Genomic DNA, 18,277 nt, shown 5'->3' with positions numbered 1-18,277 from the left:
CGGTCGGGTTCGAGAGGCAGGACAAGACGGACGCCGGATCTGTGACACCCGATCGCGGCCGGTTTCTCGCCGGGATTACCCCTGGTGGCCCGACCCGGCCGGACACGCACTCGCGGTACGGCGCCACCTCACCGCGGCGAGCGCTCTTCACCTGCGGGCGTGAAGGTCACTCCGTGGACCTTCGTGATCGCTTCGGTCCACCGTGGATCCCCCGGGTCGGCCGGAAACCCCAGCCGCGGCCCGATCTTCGCCCACGCTCCCGGGTGACTGTCGTGGTAGGCGCGCAGCACTTCGTCCAGCTCGCCCGTGTCGAGGAACCGCGCCGCCGGCTCACGCCACCGCTGGCCCCCGCACCGCACCTCGATCGCCGGACCCGCCACCAGATTCCGGTACCACTGTGGCACCCCACCCCAGGCGGCGACGACCGTCAACTCCGCTCCCCGCCGCCGGACCACTTCGACGATCACCTCACGCCGCGCCCCGGACTTCCGCCCGCGGTGCGCGAGGTAGAGCAGACGGTGGCCGAACAGCCGGCCCAGCCCGGCGCGATAGAACGGGATCGGCGCGCGCAGCGCCCACCGCAGCAGCCCGGACGGCGGACGATCGGCGACCCCCATGCGCACCTCCCCAGGTACCACCAGCGTACCGGGCCGACGCCCCTCGCTCAGCGCGAAACGAGCACGGTCTCGCCATCGCAGCAGGAGATCGCCGCGGCGGCGACGTCCGGAAGGTGACCGTCGGCGATCGCCTGCCGCAGGGAAGCCGGGGTGGGCGTGCCCTGCAGCATGAGCAGGACCGGGAACTGCCAGTGGCTCATCCCCTGCAGGATCCGCGCGAGCGCGTGACCCGACGACGCCAGGGTGAACACGGACTCGCCCAGGTCGAGGCTCACCGGCTCGACCGGCACCGCCCGGACCGCGTCCGCCGGATACACATCGGGATCCCCGGCGCGGCTCAGCCGGTCTTCGACCAGGACCGTGGAAAACGCCGCCCCGGCCCGCAAGTGGGCGGCGGCGGCCGGGAAATCGGCGGTACGCCCGCAACTCCGGGACAGATCCGTCACCCGTGCGCCGTCCGGGTGCAGGAGGTGCCAGCGCGAGAACGATCCGACCGCGCGTCGCACGGTGGGTGGGGAGCTCTCGAGCGTGCGCCGCAGCCAGTCGTCCCCGTGGCTGACCTCGATCGCTTCCACCTTCACGCTCCCTTCAGGACGTCTCGCAGCCTACGGCCGTCCACATCGGTCCGAAAATTGTTTCGGAACCGGTGAACCGCCGGGGATCCCGGGGCCGTGTTGTCGTCGAGTCATCCGGACGAACCGGGTGCCCAAGGACAACGGGGAGTTCTCATGTTCCGCAAGCAGGCGATGTTCCTGGCCGCTTTCGTGGCGGCCGGCGCCGCAGTGCTGTCTGCGTGTGGTGCGGGCAGCAACGGTGCCGCGACGGCGCCGACGGGGGCCGACAATCTGCGCGGCGCCGCGGCCGCGTCGGCCGGTGCGCTGACCGCGACCAGCGCGATCCTGTTCGACGACGCCGCGTTCTCCGACAACGGCGCCTCCCAGGGCATCTCCGGCAAGGGCTGCCAGCCCGTGGCCCGCCCGCAGGTCACGTCGTCGCTGACCGCCACCGGCACGTTGAAGCTGTGGAGCGGCAAGAACTGCACCGGCAAGTCCATCGTGGTCAACGGCAACGTGAGCAACCTGGCGAAGCTCGGCTTCGACAACAAGGTCGTGTCCGTGAAGCTGGCCGGCGCCGACGACAACGGCGGCAACAACAACGGCGGGGTCGACAACGGCGGCGGCAAGGGCAACAACGGCGGTAACAACGGGAACAACAACGGCGGCGACGTCACCCTCACCACCACCTTCGCCCTCCTCGACAGCGGCAAGAACCTCTCCGAGCCCGACGGCTCGCAGGTCGCGTCGATGCCCGGCTGCAACGACATCCGGACCCCGGAGCTCGTCCGCTCGATCGACGCCGACGGCACCTACAAGATCTGGACCGGCCCGCAGTGCAGCGGCCGGTCGATGGTGATCACCGGCGACACCCCGGACCTCGAGAAGATCGGCTTCGACCGCCAGGTCGCCTCGATCGGCCTCGCCGGCTGATCGTCCCCCGAAACCACGAGCGAGATCCCGGCCCACACCGGGATCTCGCTCGTTTTGCCGTCAACCGTCAGGCGAACACCGCGTCGTACTGCGCGCGCGAGAACCGGAACGGCCCCAGTCCCTCGTACTTGTCGAAGAACACCTCGGGGTCGTAGTCGGTCTGCCAGCCGAACCGCGCCAGACGACCTCGTCGGCCGTCCGCTCGAGGACGATCGTGACCGCGCCGCAGCCGAGGTCGCCGCATTCGGGGCAGACGTAGAGTGGCACGCGGCCGTCGGGCAGTGGCTGCGCGCCGAGGCCGGTGACCACGTCGTCGCCCAGCGACCGCAAGCGTTCGCCGAGGCGGACGCCGTCGACGGCGAAGTCGAGGTACTCCCGGCGCGTGCGGAAAATGCCCTGGGCCCCTGCCTCGCCTGGGCGTACGGCGGCGACCAGACGGAGTACGTTCACCTCCTCAGGTAATCACACGGTGAAACCGAATTAACGCGTTCGCTCAGCGTTCACGCCGCGATCATCCGCGGGAGGGCGCCTGTTCGGCCCGGGTCGGAACTGTCGGGTGGCCCTGTTCCCCGACCTCAGGACGGATTACGTGACCGATTCACGCGTTCGCCAGTGGTGCCGCAGTCTCCGTCGGCCCCTCGTCGCCGTCGCCGGACCGGTGCTGGTCCTCGGCGCGCTCACCGCGCCCGCCGCCAGTGCCGCGCCCGCCGACGACATCCGCGTCAACGAGGTGGTGACGACCGGCGACGTCAACGACTCGATCGAGCTCTACAACAAGGGCACCGCGTCCGTCGACGTCTCGGGGTGGATCCTCAAGGACGACGACAACGGCTCGAAGTACAAGATCGCGTCCGGCACCACGCTCGCGCCGGGCGGGTTCCGCGCGTTCGACGTGCACAGCTCGTTCGGCCTCGGCTCCTCGGACGAGGCGCGCCTCTACCTGGCCAACGGCAGCACGCTGGTCGACAGCTTCAGCTGGGACGAGCACTCCGACCCGTCGTGGTCGCGCTGCCCCGACGGCACGGGCTCGTTCCGCCAGGCCTCCGCGCTCACGCTCGGCGCGCCGAACGCGTGCGGCGGCTCGGGCCAGGGCTCGTCGCCGGTGGCGTGGCCGGGCAGCGGTTCGGTGTCCACGGCCGACGCGTCGAACGTGTTCGGCGAGGACCTTTCCGGTCTGTACCAGGAGGGCGGCGTGCTCTGGGCCGCGCAGAACTCCGGCAAGCTGTGGCGCCTGGTGTCCAACGGCTCGGGCGGCTGGAAGCCGGACACCGCGTCCGGCTGGTCGTCGGGCAAGAAGCTGCACTTCCCCAACGGCTCGGGCACCCCTGACGACGAAGGCGTCACCGTGACCGGCTCCGGCTCCTCGGCGGGCGTCTATGTGGCCACCGAGCGCGACGGCGACAAGTCCGGCACCAGCCGCCTTTCCGTGCTGCGCTACGACGTCAGCGGCTCGGCGACCACGCTGACCGCGGCGAAGGAGTGGAACCTGACCTCGGACCTGCCGTCCGTGGACTCCAACTCGGGCTTCGAGGGCATCACCTGGGTGCCGGACGCGTCGCTGACCGCGGCGGGCTTCAAGGACTCCTCCACCGGCGCGGCCTACTCCCCCGGCCACTACGGCTCGCACACCGGCGGCGTGTTCTTCGTCGGCGTCGAGGGCACCGGCATGATCTACGGCTACGTGCTGCAGGACTCCGGCGCGTTCACCCGCGTGGCGTCCTTCTCGAGCGGCATGGACGGCGTGATGGAACTGCAGTGGGAACCCCAGGCCTCGCGCCTGTGGGCCGTCTGCGACGACACGTGCGACGGGCAGCACCGCACCTTCCAGGTCACCGCGGGCGCCTTCACCACGGCCGCGGTGTACAACCGCCCGAGCGGGATGTCGAACTACAACAACGAAGGCTTCTCCGTCGCGCCCGCGACCGAGTGCTCCGGCGGCTCGAAGCCGGTCTACTGGTCCGACGACAGCAACGACGGCAACCACGCCTTGAGGAAGGGCAGCATCAGCTGCTGACCTGAGTACCGTCTGTGGTCCCGGCCGGAGGTTGGTCGGGACCACAGACGTTTTCGGCGCGTCAGCTCGGTTTGCGGGCCGCCAGGCGTTCCACCGTGCCGAGTTTCAGCCGCTGGGCCGTCACGATTTCGAAGCCCGCCGCCGTCACCCAGGGCAACGGGCGGCGCGTCTGGTAGTCGCCGATCGTGCGCAGGGTGACGCGTTCCAGGAGGCGCTGGGCCCAGCGCAGCGCGCGGTGGTGGCTGCCGATGTGGTCGAGCAGGAGCAGCGTGCCGCCGGGACGCAGGACGCGGTGCATCTCGGCGATGGCCGCGCGGTCGTCCGGGAAGCCGCACAGGCCAAGCGTGCACGCGACGGTGTCGAACGACGCGTCGGCGAACGGCAGGGCTTCGGCGTTGCCTTCCTGCAACGTCACGGGGCGGCCGAGGGTCTCGGCGCGCTGCCGGGCGAGGGCCAGCATCGCGGGGCTGAGGTCGAGCCCGGTGAGACGCACGTGCGGCGGGTAGTGCGCGAGGTTCAGCCCCGTGCCGACGGCGACCTCCAGCACGTCACCGCGCGCCTGCGCACACACCCACCCGCGGCCGCCGCCGAACTGCAGCCGCTCGAGGGCGCCGATGGCGCGGTCGTACTGCGGCGCGTACTTGTCCCACTGGGTGCGCAGCCACGCCAGGTCGGTCACACGTGATCCCTTCGGCCGGCTTTACCGCGGTGACACCCGCTTGCTCGGCTCAGTAGCGCCGGCAGATGTCGTCGGACGGGGTGAGGCACCAGCCGTCAGGAGTGGCGCCGGCCGTCTGCTGCGACGTGCACGGCACCTGGTTGAGGCACCAGCCCGCCGGGGCCGCCGGGGCCGTGCGCTGCACCGTGCACGGCCCCGGGCCGAAGCACCAACCCGCCGGAGCCGCCGACGCGGTCGCGGGAACGGCCGCGGCGACCAGTGCCGCCGACCCGGCCACCAGGCCGGCGATCAGTAATCTGCGCATACCGCCGACTCTGCCCGATTCGGGCACCCCGCACCAGCGAATGCCGAAATTCACCGCGGCGCCACGACGATCACCACCCGCTCGACCCACGGCCCGTCCTCGCCGAACACCCGCACGTCCTGCACCTCGGAAAACACACCGACCCGCAGCGTGGCCCGGTCGTCGGAGCCATGGACGACGACCTCGTGCGAAGGGGTTTGCAGGACACCTTCGAGCTTCAAGACCAGCCCCGCGGTGAACTCGGCCGGGGCCTCGCGGTGGAAGACGTCGACCCGCACGCGAACTTTCCCGGACTCATCGCACCCCCTGACCGAATAGTCCCGATCAACCCAACCATCCACCACGAACGACAGCGCCACGCGGGCGCGCGTTTGGGATACTCCTCATCTGCCCGACGAAGGGAGACGGCCGGTGACGCACGAGCACGACGTCACGGCGCGGCGGTGGCTGCAGCCGGAAACCGGGGCGGGCCGGGGCAGTGACCAGGGGTTCTTCGAACGGCGGCGGGATCTCGTGGCGGTCGCCGAGCGGGCGGTGCGCCGGCTGCGGGGGCAGGTGGTGCAGTACCTCGACGTCGCGGACGGGGTGGTGCGGCGGGTGGTCGTGGACGTCACCGACGGGGCCGAGCGGCTGGCGCGGCTGGACGTCGTCGACGCGCCGGCGCCGTTCGGGCTGACGGTGCGGGAGCTGCAGGTCGCGACGGGCGTCGCGGGTGGGCTCGGCAACCCGGAGATCGCGGTGGCGCTGGGCTGCGCGCGCCGGACCGTGGCGACGCACCTCGAACACATCTTCACCAAGACCGGCACGAAGTCGCGCGCGGGGGTGGCGACGCTCGTGGCCGACCACGACGCGTACGCAGCGCCGCTGCCAAGCGGCGAGCTGGTGCTGCCGGCAACGCTGGAAACGTTGCTCACGACCAAAACCCGGCCGAAACCCCGCAGTGTCAAGCCGCGGCCGGCGCTGATCGGGGCGGTGTACGCGGCGGCCGCCGGGCCGGAGGTCGTGGCGATGCGGCGGGGCGACAAGCTCGCCGTGGCGGAGCTCAACGCGCGTGGCGGCGTTGCGGGGCGGCAGGTGGAGCACCTCGCGCTCGGGGCGACGCCGGAAGGGCTCCTCGACGCGGTCACCGAGCTGACCCGGCGCGGTGTCGACGCCGTGGTGTTCGGCAACTTCCCGCTCAAGCACGCACGCGAGGCGATCGCGGCGGCAGCCGCGGCCGGGGCGCCCGTGCTGCACAGCATGACCGGCCCCGCGTTGTCCGACGACGTGCACGCCGACCCGCGCGGCCTCGGCTCCGTGTTCCAGGTCTGTTCCACCGAATCCGCATACGTGCCCGGCCTCCTGCGCACGCTGCCGCACCACGGACCGCGGCGGCGGCTGGCCGTGGTGGCGCGCGAAAGCACCTTCGACGCGGCCATCCCCGAGCAGATCGAGCGCCACGCCGCCGCGGCCGGCTGGGAGCTGGTGTTCGCCGAGGCGGTGCCCGATCGCACCCGCGACTTCAGCGCCGTGGTCAAGCAGCTCGCAAAAGCGCGGCCCGACGCCGTCTCGCTGTCGAGCTTCCCCGAGCCGACGCTGCGCGCCTTCCTCACCGCCGCCGAGCCACTGCGCGACCGCACGCTGGTGCACGTCGCCTGGTCCCCCGCGTCGCCCGGGTTCACGGACCGCTTCCGGTCGCTGAGCGAGGGACTGCTGTGGTCCACGGTCATCGGCCACGTCGACAGCCCCGCCTGCCACGCGTTCGAACAGCGCTACCGCGCGGCCTACGGCGGCGAGCCCGGCCTCGGCGCCGCCGCGGTGCACTTCGACATGGTCAACGTGCTGGCCCAGGTGTGGAGCCAGGTCAGCAGGCCGTGGGACTTCGCGGCGGTGCGCCGGCAGCTGCGGTCGGTCGCGTCGTTCGGCGTCACGGGCGCGCACCAGTTCCTCGGCCGCGGCCAGCGCGGCCTGTCCTACCCCGACGACACCGGCGACCCGACCCGCGGCCACCCGCACCTCGTCTACCGCATCGAAGGCGGCACCCACCGCCGCCTGGCGCCGACCCTGCTCACCTGAGCGACACCGCCGCCGTCCGACCCGCCCCGCCTCAACCGAGCCACGACGGCCCCGCCACCACCGTCCGACCGGCCCGCCTCAGCCCAGGCGCGACGGCCCGCAAACCACAGCCGACCGCGCCCGCTCAACCCGGCCACAACCGCCCGACGCGCGTCAGCCGAGCCAGGGCGGCCCCGCCCACCACATTCCGACCGGCTCGCCTCAACCGAGGCACGGCAGCCGGCCCGATCACAGCCCGACCCGCTTCAGCCGAGCCCGCGCGGCCCGGCCACCACCGCCCGACCGCGCCCGCTCGACCCAGCCACGGCAGCCCGCCCGCCACAGCCCACCCCGGCCTCAACCCAGCCACGAGCGCCCCGCCGCCACAACCCGCCCGGGACTCAACCCAGCCACGACGGCCCACCCACCGACCCGATCCCGTCACCACCATCCACCGGCACCGACCGCCCGTTGACCCACGACGCGTCCTCACTCAGCAGCCACGCCACCGCCGCTGCGATCTCCTCCGGCCGCCCCAGCCGCCCGCTCACCGACGCCTCCTCCACGGCCTCGACGTACGACCGCGGCACCGGATTCACCGCCGAACCGACGTCGACGAATCCAGGCGAGACGGCGTTGCACCGAATGCCGTCCCGCCCGTGTTCCAGCGCGAACGCCCGCACCAGCGCGTCCAATGCGGCCTTCGACGCGGCGTACACCGCGGTACCCTTCCTCGCCCGCGCGGCCGCGCCACTGCTGACGAACACCATCGCGCCGGGCCGACCGGCCGCCACGCAGCCGCGCACGAACTGCGCGCCCGCGGCGAAGGCCGAGCGCGTGTTCACCGTCAGGACCCGGTCGAACAGCTCCTCGTCGCCGTTCGCCACCGGCGCTGCCGGGTACAACCCGGCCGCGTGCACCAGCGCGTCGAACCCGCCGTGCTCCTGCTGCAGCCGCGCCACCGCCGGAGCGACCACCTCGCGCAGCGACAGGTCCAGCTCGGGCAGGTCCACGCCGACGACGGTCCAGCCGTCCGCCGTCAACCGCGCCCCGATCGCGCGCCCGAGCCCGCCGCGAGAACCCAGCAGCAGCACGGTCTTTCCCGAACCCACCGCTCAGCGTCCTTCGAGGACGGGCCGGACCCGCCGCGCCACGTCCACGCAGCGCTCGAACCCCACGCCCAGCTCACGACAGCCCGTCACGAAGCGCTCCAGCGCCGCCATCCGCGCGCCCCGGCCCACCACCTGCGGGTGCAGCGTCACCGTGGCCACACCGTCCGGCACGGTCTCGGTCAGGTACCGCACGTCGCGCAGGAACCGGTCGAACATCGCCTCGGCGTCCTGCAGCCCCGGCATCACGCCCTGCGGCAGGCGCAGGTACTCCAGGTGCGGGTAGTCGTCGAGCGTCCACGACACCGGCAGCTCGACGATCGCCGACTCCGCCCCGAACCGGTAGGGACCGGACGGGTCGCACACGTCGCCCAAGCGCGCGAAGTACGGCTCGAAATCCGTGCCCATCAGCGAAGAGTCGTACTCCACGCCCAGCTCGCCCAGGATCTCGATCGTGTTCTCCGTGAAGTCCCAGCTCGGCGTGCGGTGCCCGGCCGGCGGCGCGCCGGTGAGCCGCTCGATCAACGCGGCCGAGCGCCGGTTCACCGCCAGCTCGGCGTCCCGGTCCAAAGTGGACACCGGTTCGTGCGCGTAGCCGTGCAGCGCGATCTCGTGCCCCGCCTCGGCGATCGCCGCGCACTGCGCCGGATACGTCTCCAGCGTGTGTCCCGGGATGAAGAACGTCGCCGGCACCTCGTGGCGGCGCAGCAGATCGAGGATGCGGCCGATCGCGTACGCGCCGAACTCCCCGCGCGACACGGGCCCGGGCGTCACCTGGCCGCGCGCGATCCAGAGGGAGATCGCGTCGAAGTCGAACGTCAAGCACACGGCGGCGCTCATGCGGCGGTGGCCCCCTCGGGCTCGAACTCGGTGCGGGCCACCGGTGCTCCGTCGAAGAGCCGGTCGAGGTCCCAGCGGGTGTAGGCGTGCCGGCTCGGCGGGCCGGGCGCGATCCACAGCACCCGGTCGGTGAGGTCCATGACCAGCGAGTACACCGTGCAGAAGCGTTCGGCCGGCGCCACGTCCGGGTCGGGGTGGCGGCAGATGCCGTCGGGGAACGACCACTCGTCGCGCAGCGTCGCGACCACGTCGGCCACCCGCACGCGCCGCTCCTCCAGCGCGGGTTCGAGCAGGTGCCGGGCCCGCGCCGGGCGCAGCTGCGTGAGCGCGCTCGTGGCCGCTTTCTTGTCCCGCAACGGAAGCGTCGCCTGGAAGTGGTTCGAATGCGTGATCAGGCCCTGCTCCGGCAGCAGCGTGCCGAACACCCCGGGCGCCAGCTCGAAGTCGATCGACTCGCCGCCCGCGTCGGCGAGCAGCACGTTGCCCGACGAGATCCGCTCCACCGGCAGCAACCGCTTGTGCGCCAGCGACATCGTCCGCGACTGCAGCGCCCCGCGCAGCAGGTAGTGGTACGGCACGCCGCGGCCGCCGCGGTCGAGATCGGAGATCAGCAGGTTCGCGCACACGCCCAGGCCCGCCGAGTTGAGGCCGCTCTTCGCGAGCATGCCGGCCTCGGTGAGCGACAGCACCGAGAACCCCGCCTCGTCGCGCGTGGCGAGCAGGAACGTGACTTCGGCCTGCTCCGGGTGCCAGTCCCAGTTCTGCGCCAGCAGCGTGTGCCCATCGGCCGTGTAGCGCGGCAGCACGGACACCGACGTGCAGCCTCCCTCGCGATACCCGGTGCCGTAGAGCATTTCGGTGCGCGCGTTGAGGGCGGCGAGCCGGTGCGCCGGGTGACCCGAGCCGTCGGCCATGCCGTGCAGCATCGCGGCGATCTCGGGCACGTAGGACTCGGCGACGTCGAGGTACACCCGGCCCCAGCGGTCGATGTCGGCGTCGGAGAGGCCGGCGTCGTCGTGGAAGCGGCCGACGTAGGTGGCGAGGCTGCGTTCGACGAGCTCGGCCGTCTGCTCGCCGAGCTGCTCGCCCATCTGGCGGTAGCCGCCCTGGACGACGATGAGGTTCGGTGCGGTCATGCTCGTGCTCATTTCAGGTCGCTGCGGTAGGTCTCGGGCATGCGCAACACGGCGATGAAGGTGATGATCGCCGCGACGGTCGGGAGCGCGGCCACGACCAGCGCGTTGCCGGTGGCGTCGATCAGCGCGGTGGCGATGAAGCCGGCGGTGCCGCCGAACGCCATCACCGAGAAGTTGTACCCGATGCCCAGCGCCGAGTACCGGACGTTGGTCGGGAACAGCTCGGCCAGCGCCGCCGGGCCGGGCCCGGAGAACGCGGCGAGGACGAGGGCGATCAGGATCTGCCCGAGGTACGCCCCCACCACGCTGCCGGTGCCGAACAGCCACATCACCGGGAACGTCAGCACGATGAAGCCGCCGGACCCGATGAGCAGCAACGGTTTGCGCCCGATCCGGTCGGACAGCACCCCGAAGAAGTAGATGGCCACGGTGAGCACTACGAGCGCGATGAGGTTCGACGCCTCCACCGTGCCGGAGTCGAGTTTCACCTGCGTTTTCAGGTGGGTCGGCAGGTAGGTGAGGAAGAAGAAGTACGCGACGGTCCAGCTCACGGTGAAGAAGAAGCCGAGTGCCATGGCCGATTTCTGCGTGCGCAGCGCCAGCCGCAGCGGGCTCGCGCTCAGCTCGCCCGCGGCCTTCTCCGCGCGGTAGAGCGGGGTGTCCTCGAGCCCGAACCGCAGCACGAGCGCGACGACCGCCGTGAGCGCGCCGACCAGGAACGGCACCCGCCAGCCGAAGTCGCGCATGCTCTGCTCCGACCAGAACAGCGAGTTGAGCGCCACCACCCCCGCGGCCACGAGGAACCCCGCCGCGGTGCTGACCTGGTTGAGGCTGCCGTAGCGGCCGCGGGCCTTCGGCGGCGCGTACTCGACGAGCATCGTCGCCGACCCCGCCCACTCGCCCGCCACCGCGAACCCTTGGAACAGCCGCAGCACCACGAGCAGGATCGGTGCCGCCAAGCCGATCGTCGAGTAGCCGGGCAGCAGGCCGACGAGCACGGTCGCCGCGCCCATCAGCAGCACGCTGAGGATCAGCGCGGGCCGCCGGCCGACCTTGTCACCGAGGTGACCGAACACGACCGTGCCCACGGGCCGGGCCAGGAAGCCGACCGCGAACACCGCGAACGTGGACAGCAGCGAGGAGAACGAGTCGCCGGCGAAGAACGTGGCGGACAGGTAGACGGCCGAGTAGGCGTAGACGAGGTTGTCGTACTGCTCCAGGAGATTGCCGATGCTGCTCGAGACGACGGCCCGCACCTGCAATCTCGGGGCGCTCGCCTCGGTGGCGGCCTGCGTGGTCATGGTTCCTCCAAGGGAAAGGGTCAGGACGCCGCCAGGTACCCGCCGTCCACGGGCACCAGCGCGCCCGTGACGAACGAGGACTCCGGACCGGCGAGGAAGGCGAGCACGTCGGCGAGTTCACCGATCTCGCCCGCGCGCGCCATCGGGGCGCCGTCGACGCGCGCACGCAGCGCGTCGGGTGGCAAGTCTTCGAGCAGGGCCGTGCGGAACACCCCGGGCAGCACCGCGTTCACGCGGATCCCGCGCGGCGCGAGCTCCGCGGCGGCGACCTTGGTCAGCTGGTGCACCGCGGCCTTGCTCATCTGGTACGCCACCGACGAGGGCACGGTCCCGGCACCGGCGGGCGGCGTGGTGACGCCGTAGATCGAGCCGATGTTCACGACGGCGCCGCGGGTGGCGGCGAGGTCGTCGGCGAAGGTCTTGATGCCGCGCCACGGGCCGAACGCGTTCACGGCCAGCACGCGGGAGAAGTCGTCGTCGGAGGTGGAGAGCAGGTCGTCGCGCGCGCTCACGCCGGCGTTGTTCACCAGCAGCCCGACCGTGCCGAAGTGTTCGTGCACGTGGTCGCGCAGCCGGTCCCACGACGCGGGGTCGGTCACGTCGAGGTGCACGCGGTCCTTGTCCGCGCTGGTGCTGTCAGACCGGTCGAATCGCAGGTCGGCGCGCACCACCGTCGCCCCTTGCCGCGTGAGCCGGTCCGCGAACCCCGCGCCGAGCCCACCGGCCGCCCCGGTCACCACCGCCAGTGTGTCCACCTCTGCTCCTCCCGATCGACCACGGTGCCGGGGAAGGTAGGCGCGCGGCCGGGCCGGGGCATCGGTCATTCGACCGATGCGCGCGTCTGCCAGGATCGGCGCCCGGCTCACCGACCGCCGGGGTTCGGCGGCGCCGGGAGCTCGACCGTACGGGGGTTCGGATGTGGGATCTGCTGCACGCGTGGCGCGAATGGCTGGCCGGGCACGACACGGCGCAGCTGCGCGTGTTCGGCGTGACGGTGCTGTGGTGGGGGCGGCTGGGCAAGACGCTGGAGTTCCTGGGCGGGCTGACCGTGGTGCTCGACCTGCTGGGGCGGCAGCGGATGGAGTCCGTCCACGCTGCGCTGCGGGCCCGACGGCGCCGGCTGGTGAACCGGCTGCGGCGGCGGCCCGCGCCGCCACCCGCCCGGAGCGACGCGCACGAACAGGGCCTGAGGGTGGCCTGGTCCCTCGGCACGATCTTCGTGGGGCTGTTCGTCTTCGCCGGCACGCACTACGCGTACGCACCGCCGAACGATCCGATGCCGGTGGGTGTGGTCGTGCTGTTCGTCGCCCTCGCGGCGCCGATCCTCGGCGGCCTGGTGGGCGGCGGCGGGTACCTGCTGGGCCTGCTGCTGGTCGAAGGCCTCGTGGTGACCACGCTCGGGCAGCTGCCGACCCGCGAAGGCCTCGAATCCCGGCTGAAGTGGCTCGGCCTGGGCATCTTCGTGTTCGGGTTCTCGCTCGACCTGCTGTCGTCGTAGGGTCGGGGCATGGCGATGCTGCGGTTCGACGACGAAGGCGCGAAGCGCACCGACCGGCTGTACGCGAGCCCGGACGTCGTGGCGCAACGGAACACGGTGCTGTCCCTGCTGGCGCCGCGGCCCGGTGAGCGCGTGCTCGACGTGGGATCCGGGCCGGGCTACCTGCTGGAGTCGATCGCGCGCGCGGTGGGCTCGGAGGGCGCCGCGCGCGGGCTCGACCCGAGCGCCGCGATGAACGCCCTCGCCGCCGCCCGCACCGCGGACCTGCCGTGGGTCGCCTTCGACGAAGGCGACGCGACCGCGCTGCCGTATCCGGACAACTCCTTCGACGCGGCCGTGTCCACGCAGGTGTACGAGTACGTACCCGACGTCCCGGCCGCCCTCGCCGAGGTGCGCCGCGTGCTGCGTCCCGGCGGCCGCGTGCTGATCCTCGACACCGACGCCGACTCGCTCGTGTGGCACACCGCCGACCGCACCCTCAACCGCCGGATCCTCGAGGCCTGGGACGAGCACCTCGCGCATCCCCGCCTGCCCCGCGTCCTGCCCGCCCTGTTGCAGCGCGAGGGCTTCCGCGTGACGGGGCACCACGTGCACCCGATCCTCAACCCGGAACTCACGCCGGACTCCTTCAGCGCCACGCAGATGCACATCATCGCCGAGTTCGTCGCGGGCCGCCGTGGCGTGACCGAGGCCGACGTCGAGGCGTGGCTGGCGGACCTGCGCGAGCGGGCCGAGCGTGGCGAGTACTTCTATTGCCTCAACCGCTATCTGGTCACGGCCGTCGCGCCCTGACGGCGCCGCACGGCCTCACGCGCCGAAGATCGCGGCCACCGTGAACACCAGCGCGATCACGACCAGGGCCGCCACCACCAGGATCCCGGCGCCGACGAACACCCACGCCACCGTGATGACCACGCTCAGGTGCAGCACGCCGAACGCGCCCAGCAGCGCCAGCACGGCCAGCGCCGCCGCGGCCACCACGGCGAGCAGGATCGGGACCACGGGCACCGGGTTCACGGGCACGATCGACATGAGCTCGGCCGGCACCCGGGCCGTGCGCTCCAGCGCGATCATCCCCGCGAGCAGCGCGCCGGCGGCCAGCGCCGCGGCACCGAGCAGCAGGAACTCCGCCGGCGCGGCGGGCGGCCCGGCCGGTGCGTCGGAGACGATCTTGAGCGCACCCCACAGCGCGGCGACCATGCCGGCCACGCCGACGAAGCCGACCATCAGGCTGCTCGTCTCGAGGCCCCGCGAACGCCGTCGGCAGGCGGCGCGGTAGCAGGCCGTGCTCACCACGAACCCGAGCAGCGTGGCCGCGCTGCCCCCGACCAGCAGCCACCAGTAGAGGGAGCCGACGGCCCCCACCTGCGTCACGATCCGCCCCATTCGGTCGATTCTGGGTCCCACCGCGCGGGGGCACAAGCGGATTCGGCCGACCGTCCTCAGTGGACTCGCGTGATTCGAGTCTTGTCGCGGCCGCGCGGCGCGGCTACTGTCGTGTGACACGTGGCATGCTACTGATGGGAGCTGACGGTGACCTCCACTGAGTTCGGCCCGGTTCGCCCGCTCGACGCGCAAGGCCTGGCCGCGACGCCGGCCGGCGAGCGGTTCGTGCAGCGGCTGCTCAACCGCGAGAGCGGCGCGTCCGACTGCAGCGTCACGCTGATCCGCACGCCGGCGGGCGGTGGCTCGCCGGAAGGCCTGCACCGGCACGACTTCGAGCAGGTCTTCCACCTCATCGAGGGCACGATGAAGATCGAGGTCGAAGGCGAAGTCAGCGAAGTCCACGCGGGCAGCATCGTCGTGTTCCCCAAGGGCGTAGCGCACCGGAACTGGAACGCCGGCAGCGAACCCACGCTGCACCTGGCCATCGCCGCGCCCGCGCCGCCGGTCGGGGAAACCGGCACCTACCCCGTCCGGCCGGCCTGAGGTGACCACGCTCGAGCACACCGCCGCACCCACGGACCCGGCCGGCACCACCGGTGTCGTCGCCGGCTGGCTGGCCGGCCTCGAGCTCGACGCGGTGCCGGAGCGGGTGATCGGCCGGGCCGCGCACCTCACGCTCGACGGGGTCGGCTGCGCGCTGATCGGCGCGCAGCTCCCGTGGTCGCGTGCGGCGACCGAAGTCGTGCTGCAGCTCGAAGGCACGGGCCCGGCCACCGTGGCGGGTTGGGGCCGCTCGACGACGGCGCCGGCGGCCGCGCTGCTCAACGGCACCTTCATCCAGGGCTTCGAACTCGACGACTACCACCCGCTCGGCCCCCTGCACAGCGCTTCGGTGGTGCTCCCGGCCGCGCTCGCCGCGGCCGAGCACACGAAGGCGACCACCGGCCGCGTGACCACCGGCGCCGAGTTGCTGCGCGCGCTGATCGCCGGCTACGAGCTCGGTCCGCGCGTCGGCATGGCCCTGCACGGCGGCGACCTGATTTCCCGGGGCTGGCACTCGGGTTCGGTGTTCGGCACGCTCGCCGCGGCCGCCGCCGCGGGGTGCGTGCTGCGCCTTTCGCCCGCGGGTTTCGAAGACGCGCTGGGCCTCGCCGCCACCCAGTCGTCCGGGCTCATGGCCGCGCAGTACGAGGCGATGTGCAAGCGCATGCACCACGGCTTCAGCGCCCGCGCCGGCGTCTACTCGGCCGCGCTCGCGGCCGGCGGGTTCACCGGCATCAAACGCGTTCTCGAGCGCGACTACGGCGGCTACCTGTCCACCTTCGGCCTCGGCGGCAAACCACCCGACCCGGCCGCGATCACCGCGACCCTGGGCCGCGACTGGGAAATCGAGCGCATCTCGATCAAACCCTACGCGGCCCAGGGCGGCACGCACGCCGCGATCGACGCCATCGCCGCGATCCGCCGGCGACGCCCGCTCGACCCCGCGCGCGTCGCCGAGATCCGCCTCGCCGTGGGCCACACCGTGTACCACCACGGGGTGTGGGACCTGCGCCGGCCGATGAACGAGATCACCGCCCAGATGTCGCTCGCCTACGGCACCGCCGTCGCCCTCCTCGACGGCACCGTGATGGTCGAGCAGTTCCTCCCGCCCCGCATCAACCGCGACGACGTCTGGGACCTGATGCGCCGCGTCTCCGTCCGCCACGACCCCACCATCGACGCCCTCGGCCCCACCGCCCGCCTGCGCACGGAAGTCGACATCGTGTTCACCGACGGCACCGTGGAACGCGAAGTCGTGGACACCCCCAGCGGCGGTCTCGACCATCCTTTGCCCGACGACGCGATCACGGCCAAGTTCGCGACGGTCACGGCGTCGGTGCTCGACGCCGACCGGCGGGCCGCGATCAGGGCGGGTGTGCTCGGTTTGCGGGAGCTTCCCGATGTGGGTGAGCTGATCGGACTGCTGGCACCACCGGTACCCAGCGCGCTGGAGTCAGTGCCGGGCTGATCTCCCACGACTTCGGGGCTGTGCCGAGGAGAACCCTTGGCACAGCCCCGAAAATCAACCCCACCGAACCCGATCGGAGCAAGTCGGCTGTCGCTCAACCCCGACCAGCCAGCCGCGATCAGGGCAGGTGCGCCCGGCCTGCGAGCGCCGCCCAACGTGACCGAGCCGTCCGGGCTGCTCGCGCCACCGGTGCAAGGCGACCTGCAATCCATGCCGGGCTGACCCCTCAAAACTTCGGGGCTGCGCCGAGGAGAACCCCCAGCACAGCCCCGAAAACCGCCCAACCCGGTCAGAGCAAGCTCTGCTGCCCATCGAGCTCCGCGGCAACCGAATCGATCCGACCGCGCACCAGACGCCCGTACCCGTCATCCGGCAAGTCCGCCTCCGCGAGCCGCGCCGCCGCCAGCCGGTGGCGGGCCTCGTCGCCACGGCCGGCCTTCGCCAGCGCCGCCGCGGTGTTGACGTGCAGGGAGGCGCGCAGCGGCGCCACGGCGGCCGCGTCCTCGTGGTGCGGGCCGACTTCCGCGGCCGCGGCGAGCGCCCGTTCGTCCCAGCGCAGTTCGGCGGCCGGGTCGTCCTGGAGGTCGGCGAGGTAGTGGGCCACGGAGAGGCGGTGCAGTGGCCGGCCGTGCTCGACCCGCGGCCACAGCTGCTCGTACGCCGCCTTTGCCTGCTCGCGCTCGCCGCTCAGGGCGAGCTGCTGCACCTGCGCGATCGTCGCCAGCACCGGGTCGGCCACGGGCACCGCCGGGTTTTCCTCGTGGGCCAGGCTTTCGATGATCTCGTAGGACGCGCGGACGCAGCCGTCGCAGATCCACACGCCCGGGCCGCTCACGAGGTGCGCCACCTCGGCCGGCCCGGCGCCGCAGAAGGAACAGGCGGGAGCCGTCACTCGGCGGCGCTCTGCATCAGCACCCGGGCGGTTTCGTCGAGGTGCTTGGCCATGTGGTCGGCGGCCGCGTCGGCGTCGCGGTCGCGGATGGCTTCGAGGATGGGCCGGTGTTCGTCGACGACCTGCGAGTGGAGGCGTTGCTGCTGCTCGACGTTCATCGCGTCGTGGATGAGCACCGAGCTGCGGAGGGTGTCGACGTACTGCGACAGCCGCGTGTTGCCGGCGATCTCCATCAGGGTCACGTGGAAGTTGTGGTCCTGGCGGCGGATGTCCTGGGTGGTCAGCTCACCCTCCTGCAGCACCGTGAGGCTTTCCGCGAGCCGCGCGAGGTCGGCGTCGGTGCGGGTCTCCGCGGCGATGCGGGTGGCGGGCACTTCCAGCCACGTGCGGATCTGGAAGATGTCACGCAGGTCCTGCATCGAGGTCTGCAGGATGCGCGCGCCGCGGTTGCGTTCGAGGCGCACGGCGCCGTCGCGGGCCAGCTGCAGCAACGCTTCGCGCACCGGCGTGCGGGAGACGCCGAGCTGTTCGGCCAGGCTGGCCGCCGAGTGCAGCGATCCCGGTTCGAGCCGGCCTTCGCGGATGGCGCGGGAAAGCGCCTTCAGCACCATGTCCCCCTGGCTCTTCGGAGTCGCGAGGCGATCGAGCGGCGAAGTCGCGCCCGGCAGGCTCAAAACCGAGGCGTCCGCCGACAACCCCGTGTCGGGTTCCCGCCGTGTCCGTGCCATGAATTCTCCCTCCCTGGTGGAGCAGCCGAGTCGGCCCGCCCCGAGCGAAGCATAGCGACAGAGTAGTCGTTGACGCGTGATATGTAGAATGCTACCTTCTACCGCACGGTGACCTGAGACACAACTCCCGGGCACCCGCGCAGCGACGCCGCCGCCGATCATTCCCGGCGCCGAGCAGGCGCCGCCGGCGCATCACTCCACCCGACGACCGTTCTCACGAGTTCCGGGCTCCTCCGCCACC

Annotated in this window: 21 protein-coding genes; 7 read left to right on the top strand and 14 right to left on the bottom strand. The window is 72.2% G+C overall.

All coding sequences use genetic code 11. From position 1 onward, the window contains the following. Positions 1–128 precede the first annotated feature (128 nt). Both VSH64_RS07360 and VSH64_RS07355 read right to left on the bottom strand, forming a co-directional pair. Entirely contained in the window at positions 129–617 is a 489-nt protein-coding gene (locus tag VSH64_RS07360) for a nitroreductase family deazaflavin-dependent oxidoreductase (protein WP_326834734.1), read from the bottom strand. A gap of 47 nt (positions 618–664) precedes the next feature. Further along, positions 665–1,192, bottom strand: a complete 528-nt coding sequence (locus VSH64_RS07355) for a hypothetical protein (RefSeq protein WP_326834733.1) — start codon at positions 1,190–1,192, stop codon at positions 665–667. Between the two features lie 153 nt (positions 1,193–1,345). Between VSH64_RS07355 and VSH64_RS07350 the strand changes: the two genes are divergently transcribed. Further along, complete coding sequence (locus tag VSH64_RS07350) at positions 1,346–2,104, top strand: hypothetical protein (RefSeq protein ID WP_326834732.1); 759 nt, start codon at positions 1,346–1,348, stop codon at positions 2,102–2,104. Positions 2,105–2,171: 67 nt separating this feature from the next. On the opposite strand, the gene VSH64_RS07345 is transcribed toward VSH64_RS07350, so the two are convergent. Continuing rightward, the gene (locus tag VSH64_RS07345) at positions 2,172–2,348 is read right to left on the bottom strand and encodes a hypothetical protein (RefSeq protein WP_326834731.1); all 177 of its coding nucleotides are present in this window, start codon (positions 2,346–2,348) and stop codon (positions 2,172–2,174) included. 345 nt (positions 2,349–2,693) lie between these two features. On the opposite strand from VSH64_RS07345, the gene VSH64_RS07340 reads away from it, so the two are divergent. Continuing rightward, positions 2,694–4,118, top strand: a complete 1,425-nt coding sequence (locus VSH64_RS07340) for a lamin tail domain-containing protein (RefSeq protein WP_326834730.1) — start codon at positions 2,694–2,696, stop codon at positions 4,116–4,118. A gap of 61 nt (positions 4,119–4,179) precedes the next feature. Here VSH64_RS07340 and VSH64_RS07335 read toward each other — a convergent pair whose 3' ends face one another. From VSH64_RS07335 to VSH64_RS07325, 3 genes are read right to left on the bottom strand one after another with little or no spacing between them, the layout of a single operon-like run. Next, positions 4,180–4,797, bottom strand: a complete 618-nt coding sequence (locus VSH64_RS07335; RefSeq protein ID WP_326834729.1) for a class I SAM-dependent methyltransferase — start codon at positions 4,795–4,797, stop codon at positions 4,180–4,182. A 49-nt stretch (positions 4,798–4,846) separates the two neighbouring features. Next, positions 4,847–5,101, bottom strand: a complete 255-nt coding sequence (locus VSH64_RS07330) for a hypothetical protein (RefSeq protein WP_326834728.1) — start codon at positions 5,099–5,101, stop codon at positions 4,847–4,849. Positions 5,102–5,151: 50 nt separating this feature from the next. Then, a complete protein-coding gene (locus VSH64_RS07325) occupies positions 5,152–5,460 on the bottom strand; it encodes a hypothetical protein (protein WP_326834727.1) in 309 nt (102 codons plus the stop codon). Positions 5,461–5,512: 52 nt separating this feature from the next. Between VSH64_RS07325 and VSH64_RS07320 the strand changes: the two genes are divergently transcribed. After that, positions 5,513–7,156 (top strand): ABC transporter substrate-binding protein, encoded by a 1,644-nt coding sequence (locus VSH64_RS07320; protein ID WP_326834726.1) that lies wholly within the window; start codon positions 5,513–5,515, stop codon positions 7,154–7,156. A gap of 380 nt (positions 7,157–7,536) precedes the next feature. On the opposite strand, the gene VSH64_RS07315 is transcribed toward VSH64_RS07320, so the two are convergent. Genes VSH64_RS07315 through VSH64_RS07295 form a run of 5 tightly spaced genes read right to left on the bottom strand, consistent with a single transcriptional unit; the run spans position 7,537 to position 12,276 of the window. Continuing rightward, positions 7,537–8,247 (bottom strand): SDR family NAD(P)-dependent oxidoreductase, encoded by a 711-nt coding sequence (locus VSH64_RS07315; protein ID WP_326834725.1) that lies wholly within the window; start codon positions 8,245–8,247, stop codon positions 7,537–7,539. A 3-nt stretch (positions 8,248–8,250) separates the two neighbouring features. After that, on the bottom strand, positions 8,251–9,084 hold the full coding sequence (locus VSH64_RS07310; RefSeq protein WP_326834724.1) for a polysaccharide deacetylase family protein: 834 nt from the start codon (positions 9,082–9,084) through the stop codon (positions 8,251–8,253). Continuing rightward, positions 9,081–10,220, bottom strand: a complete 1,140-nt coding sequence (locus VSH64_RS07305; RefSeq protein WP_326834723.1) for a C45 family peptidase — start codon at positions 10,218–10,220, stop codon at positions 9,081–9,083. The genes VSH64_RS07310 and VSH64_RS07305 overlap by 4 nt, the downstream gene beginning before the upstream one ends. 8 nt (positions 10,221–10,228) lie before the next feature. Continuing rightward, positions 10,229–11,521 (bottom strand): MFS transporter, encoded by a 1,293-nt coding sequence (locus VSH64_RS07300; RefSeq protein WP_326834722.1) that lies wholly within the window; start codon positions 11,519–11,521, stop codon positions 10,229–10,231. 20 nt (positions 11,522–11,541) lie between these two features. Next, positions 11,542–12,276, bottom strand: a complete 735-nt coding sequence (locus VSH64_RS07295; protein WP_326834721.1) for an SDR family NAD(P)-dependent oxidoreductase — start codon at positions 12,274–12,276, stop codon at positions 11,542–11,544. Positions 12,277–12,437: 161 nt separating this feature from the next. On the opposite strand from VSH64_RS07295, the gene VSH64_RS07290 reads away from it, so the two are divergent. Both VSH64_RS07290 and VSH64_RS07285 read left to right on the top strand, forming a co-directional pair. After that, positions 12,438–13,019, top strand: a complete 582-nt coding sequence (locus VSH64_RS07290; RefSeq protein ID WP_326834720.1) for a hypothetical protein — start codon at positions 12,438–12,440, stop codon at positions 13,017–13,019. A gap of 9 nt (positions 13,020–13,028) precedes the next feature. Then, positions 13,029–13,811, top strand: a complete 783-nt coding sequence (locus VSH64_RS07285; RefSeq protein WP_326834719.1) for a methyltransferase domain-containing protein — start codon at positions 13,029–13,031, stop codon at positions 13,809–13,811. A 15-nt stretch (positions 13,812–13,826) separates the two neighbouring features. Here VSH64_RS07285 and VSH64_RS07280 read toward each other — a convergent pair whose 3' ends face one another. Further along, a complete protein-coding gene (locus tag VSH64_RS07280; protein ID WP_326834718.1) occupies positions 13,827–14,405 on the bottom strand; it encodes a hypothetical protein in 579 nt (192 codons plus the stop codon). Between the two features lie 147 nt (positions 14,406–14,552). Here VSH64_RS07280 and VSH64_RS07275 point away from each other — a divergent pair, with 147 nt between their 5' ends. After that, on the top strand, positions 14,553–14,948 hold the full coding sequence (locus VSH64_RS07275; protein ID WP_326834717.1) for a cupin domain-containing protein: 396 nt from the start codon (positions 14,553–14,555) through the stop codon (positions 14,946–14,948). A 1-nt stretch (position 14,949) separates the two neighbouring features. Further along, positions 14,950–16,416 (top strand): MmgE/PrpD family protein, encoded by a 1,467-nt coding sequence (locus tag VSH64_RS07270; protein ID WP_326834716.1) that lies wholly within the window; start codon positions 14,950–14,952, stop codon positions 16,414–16,416. Positions 16,417–16,705: 289 nt separating this feature from the next. Here the strand turns inward: VSH64_RS07270 and VSH64_RS07265 are convergent, their stop codons facing one another. Then, positions 16,706–17,308 carry a ClpX C4-type zinc finger protein gene (locus tag VSH64_RS07265; RefSeq protein WP_326834715.1) on the bottom strand — a complete coding sequence of 201 codons (603 nt, stop codon included), beginning with the start codon at positions 17,306–17,308 and terminating at the stop codon, positions 16,706–16,708. Beyond that, on the bottom strand, positions 17,305–18,036 hold the full coding sequence (locus VSH64_RS07260; RefSeq protein WP_326834714.1) for a GntR family transcriptional regulator: 732 nt from the start codon (positions 18,034–18,036) through the stop codon (positions 17,305–17,307). Before VSH64_RS07260 ends, VSH64_RS07265 begins: the two co-directional genes overlap by 4 nt. Positions 18,037–18,277: the final 241 nt, after the last annotated feature.

Source organism: Amycolatopsis rhabdoformis (assembly GCF_035918295.1).
In the GTDB taxonomy this organism is placed as follows: domain Bacteria; phylum Actinomycetota; class Actinomycetes; order Mycobacteriales; family Pseudonocardiaceae; genus Amycolatopsis; species Amycolatopsis rhabdoformis.
The sequence above is the reverse complement of the archived record's forward strand: the minus strand, read 5'-3'. Positions and strand labels throughout refer to the sequence as shown.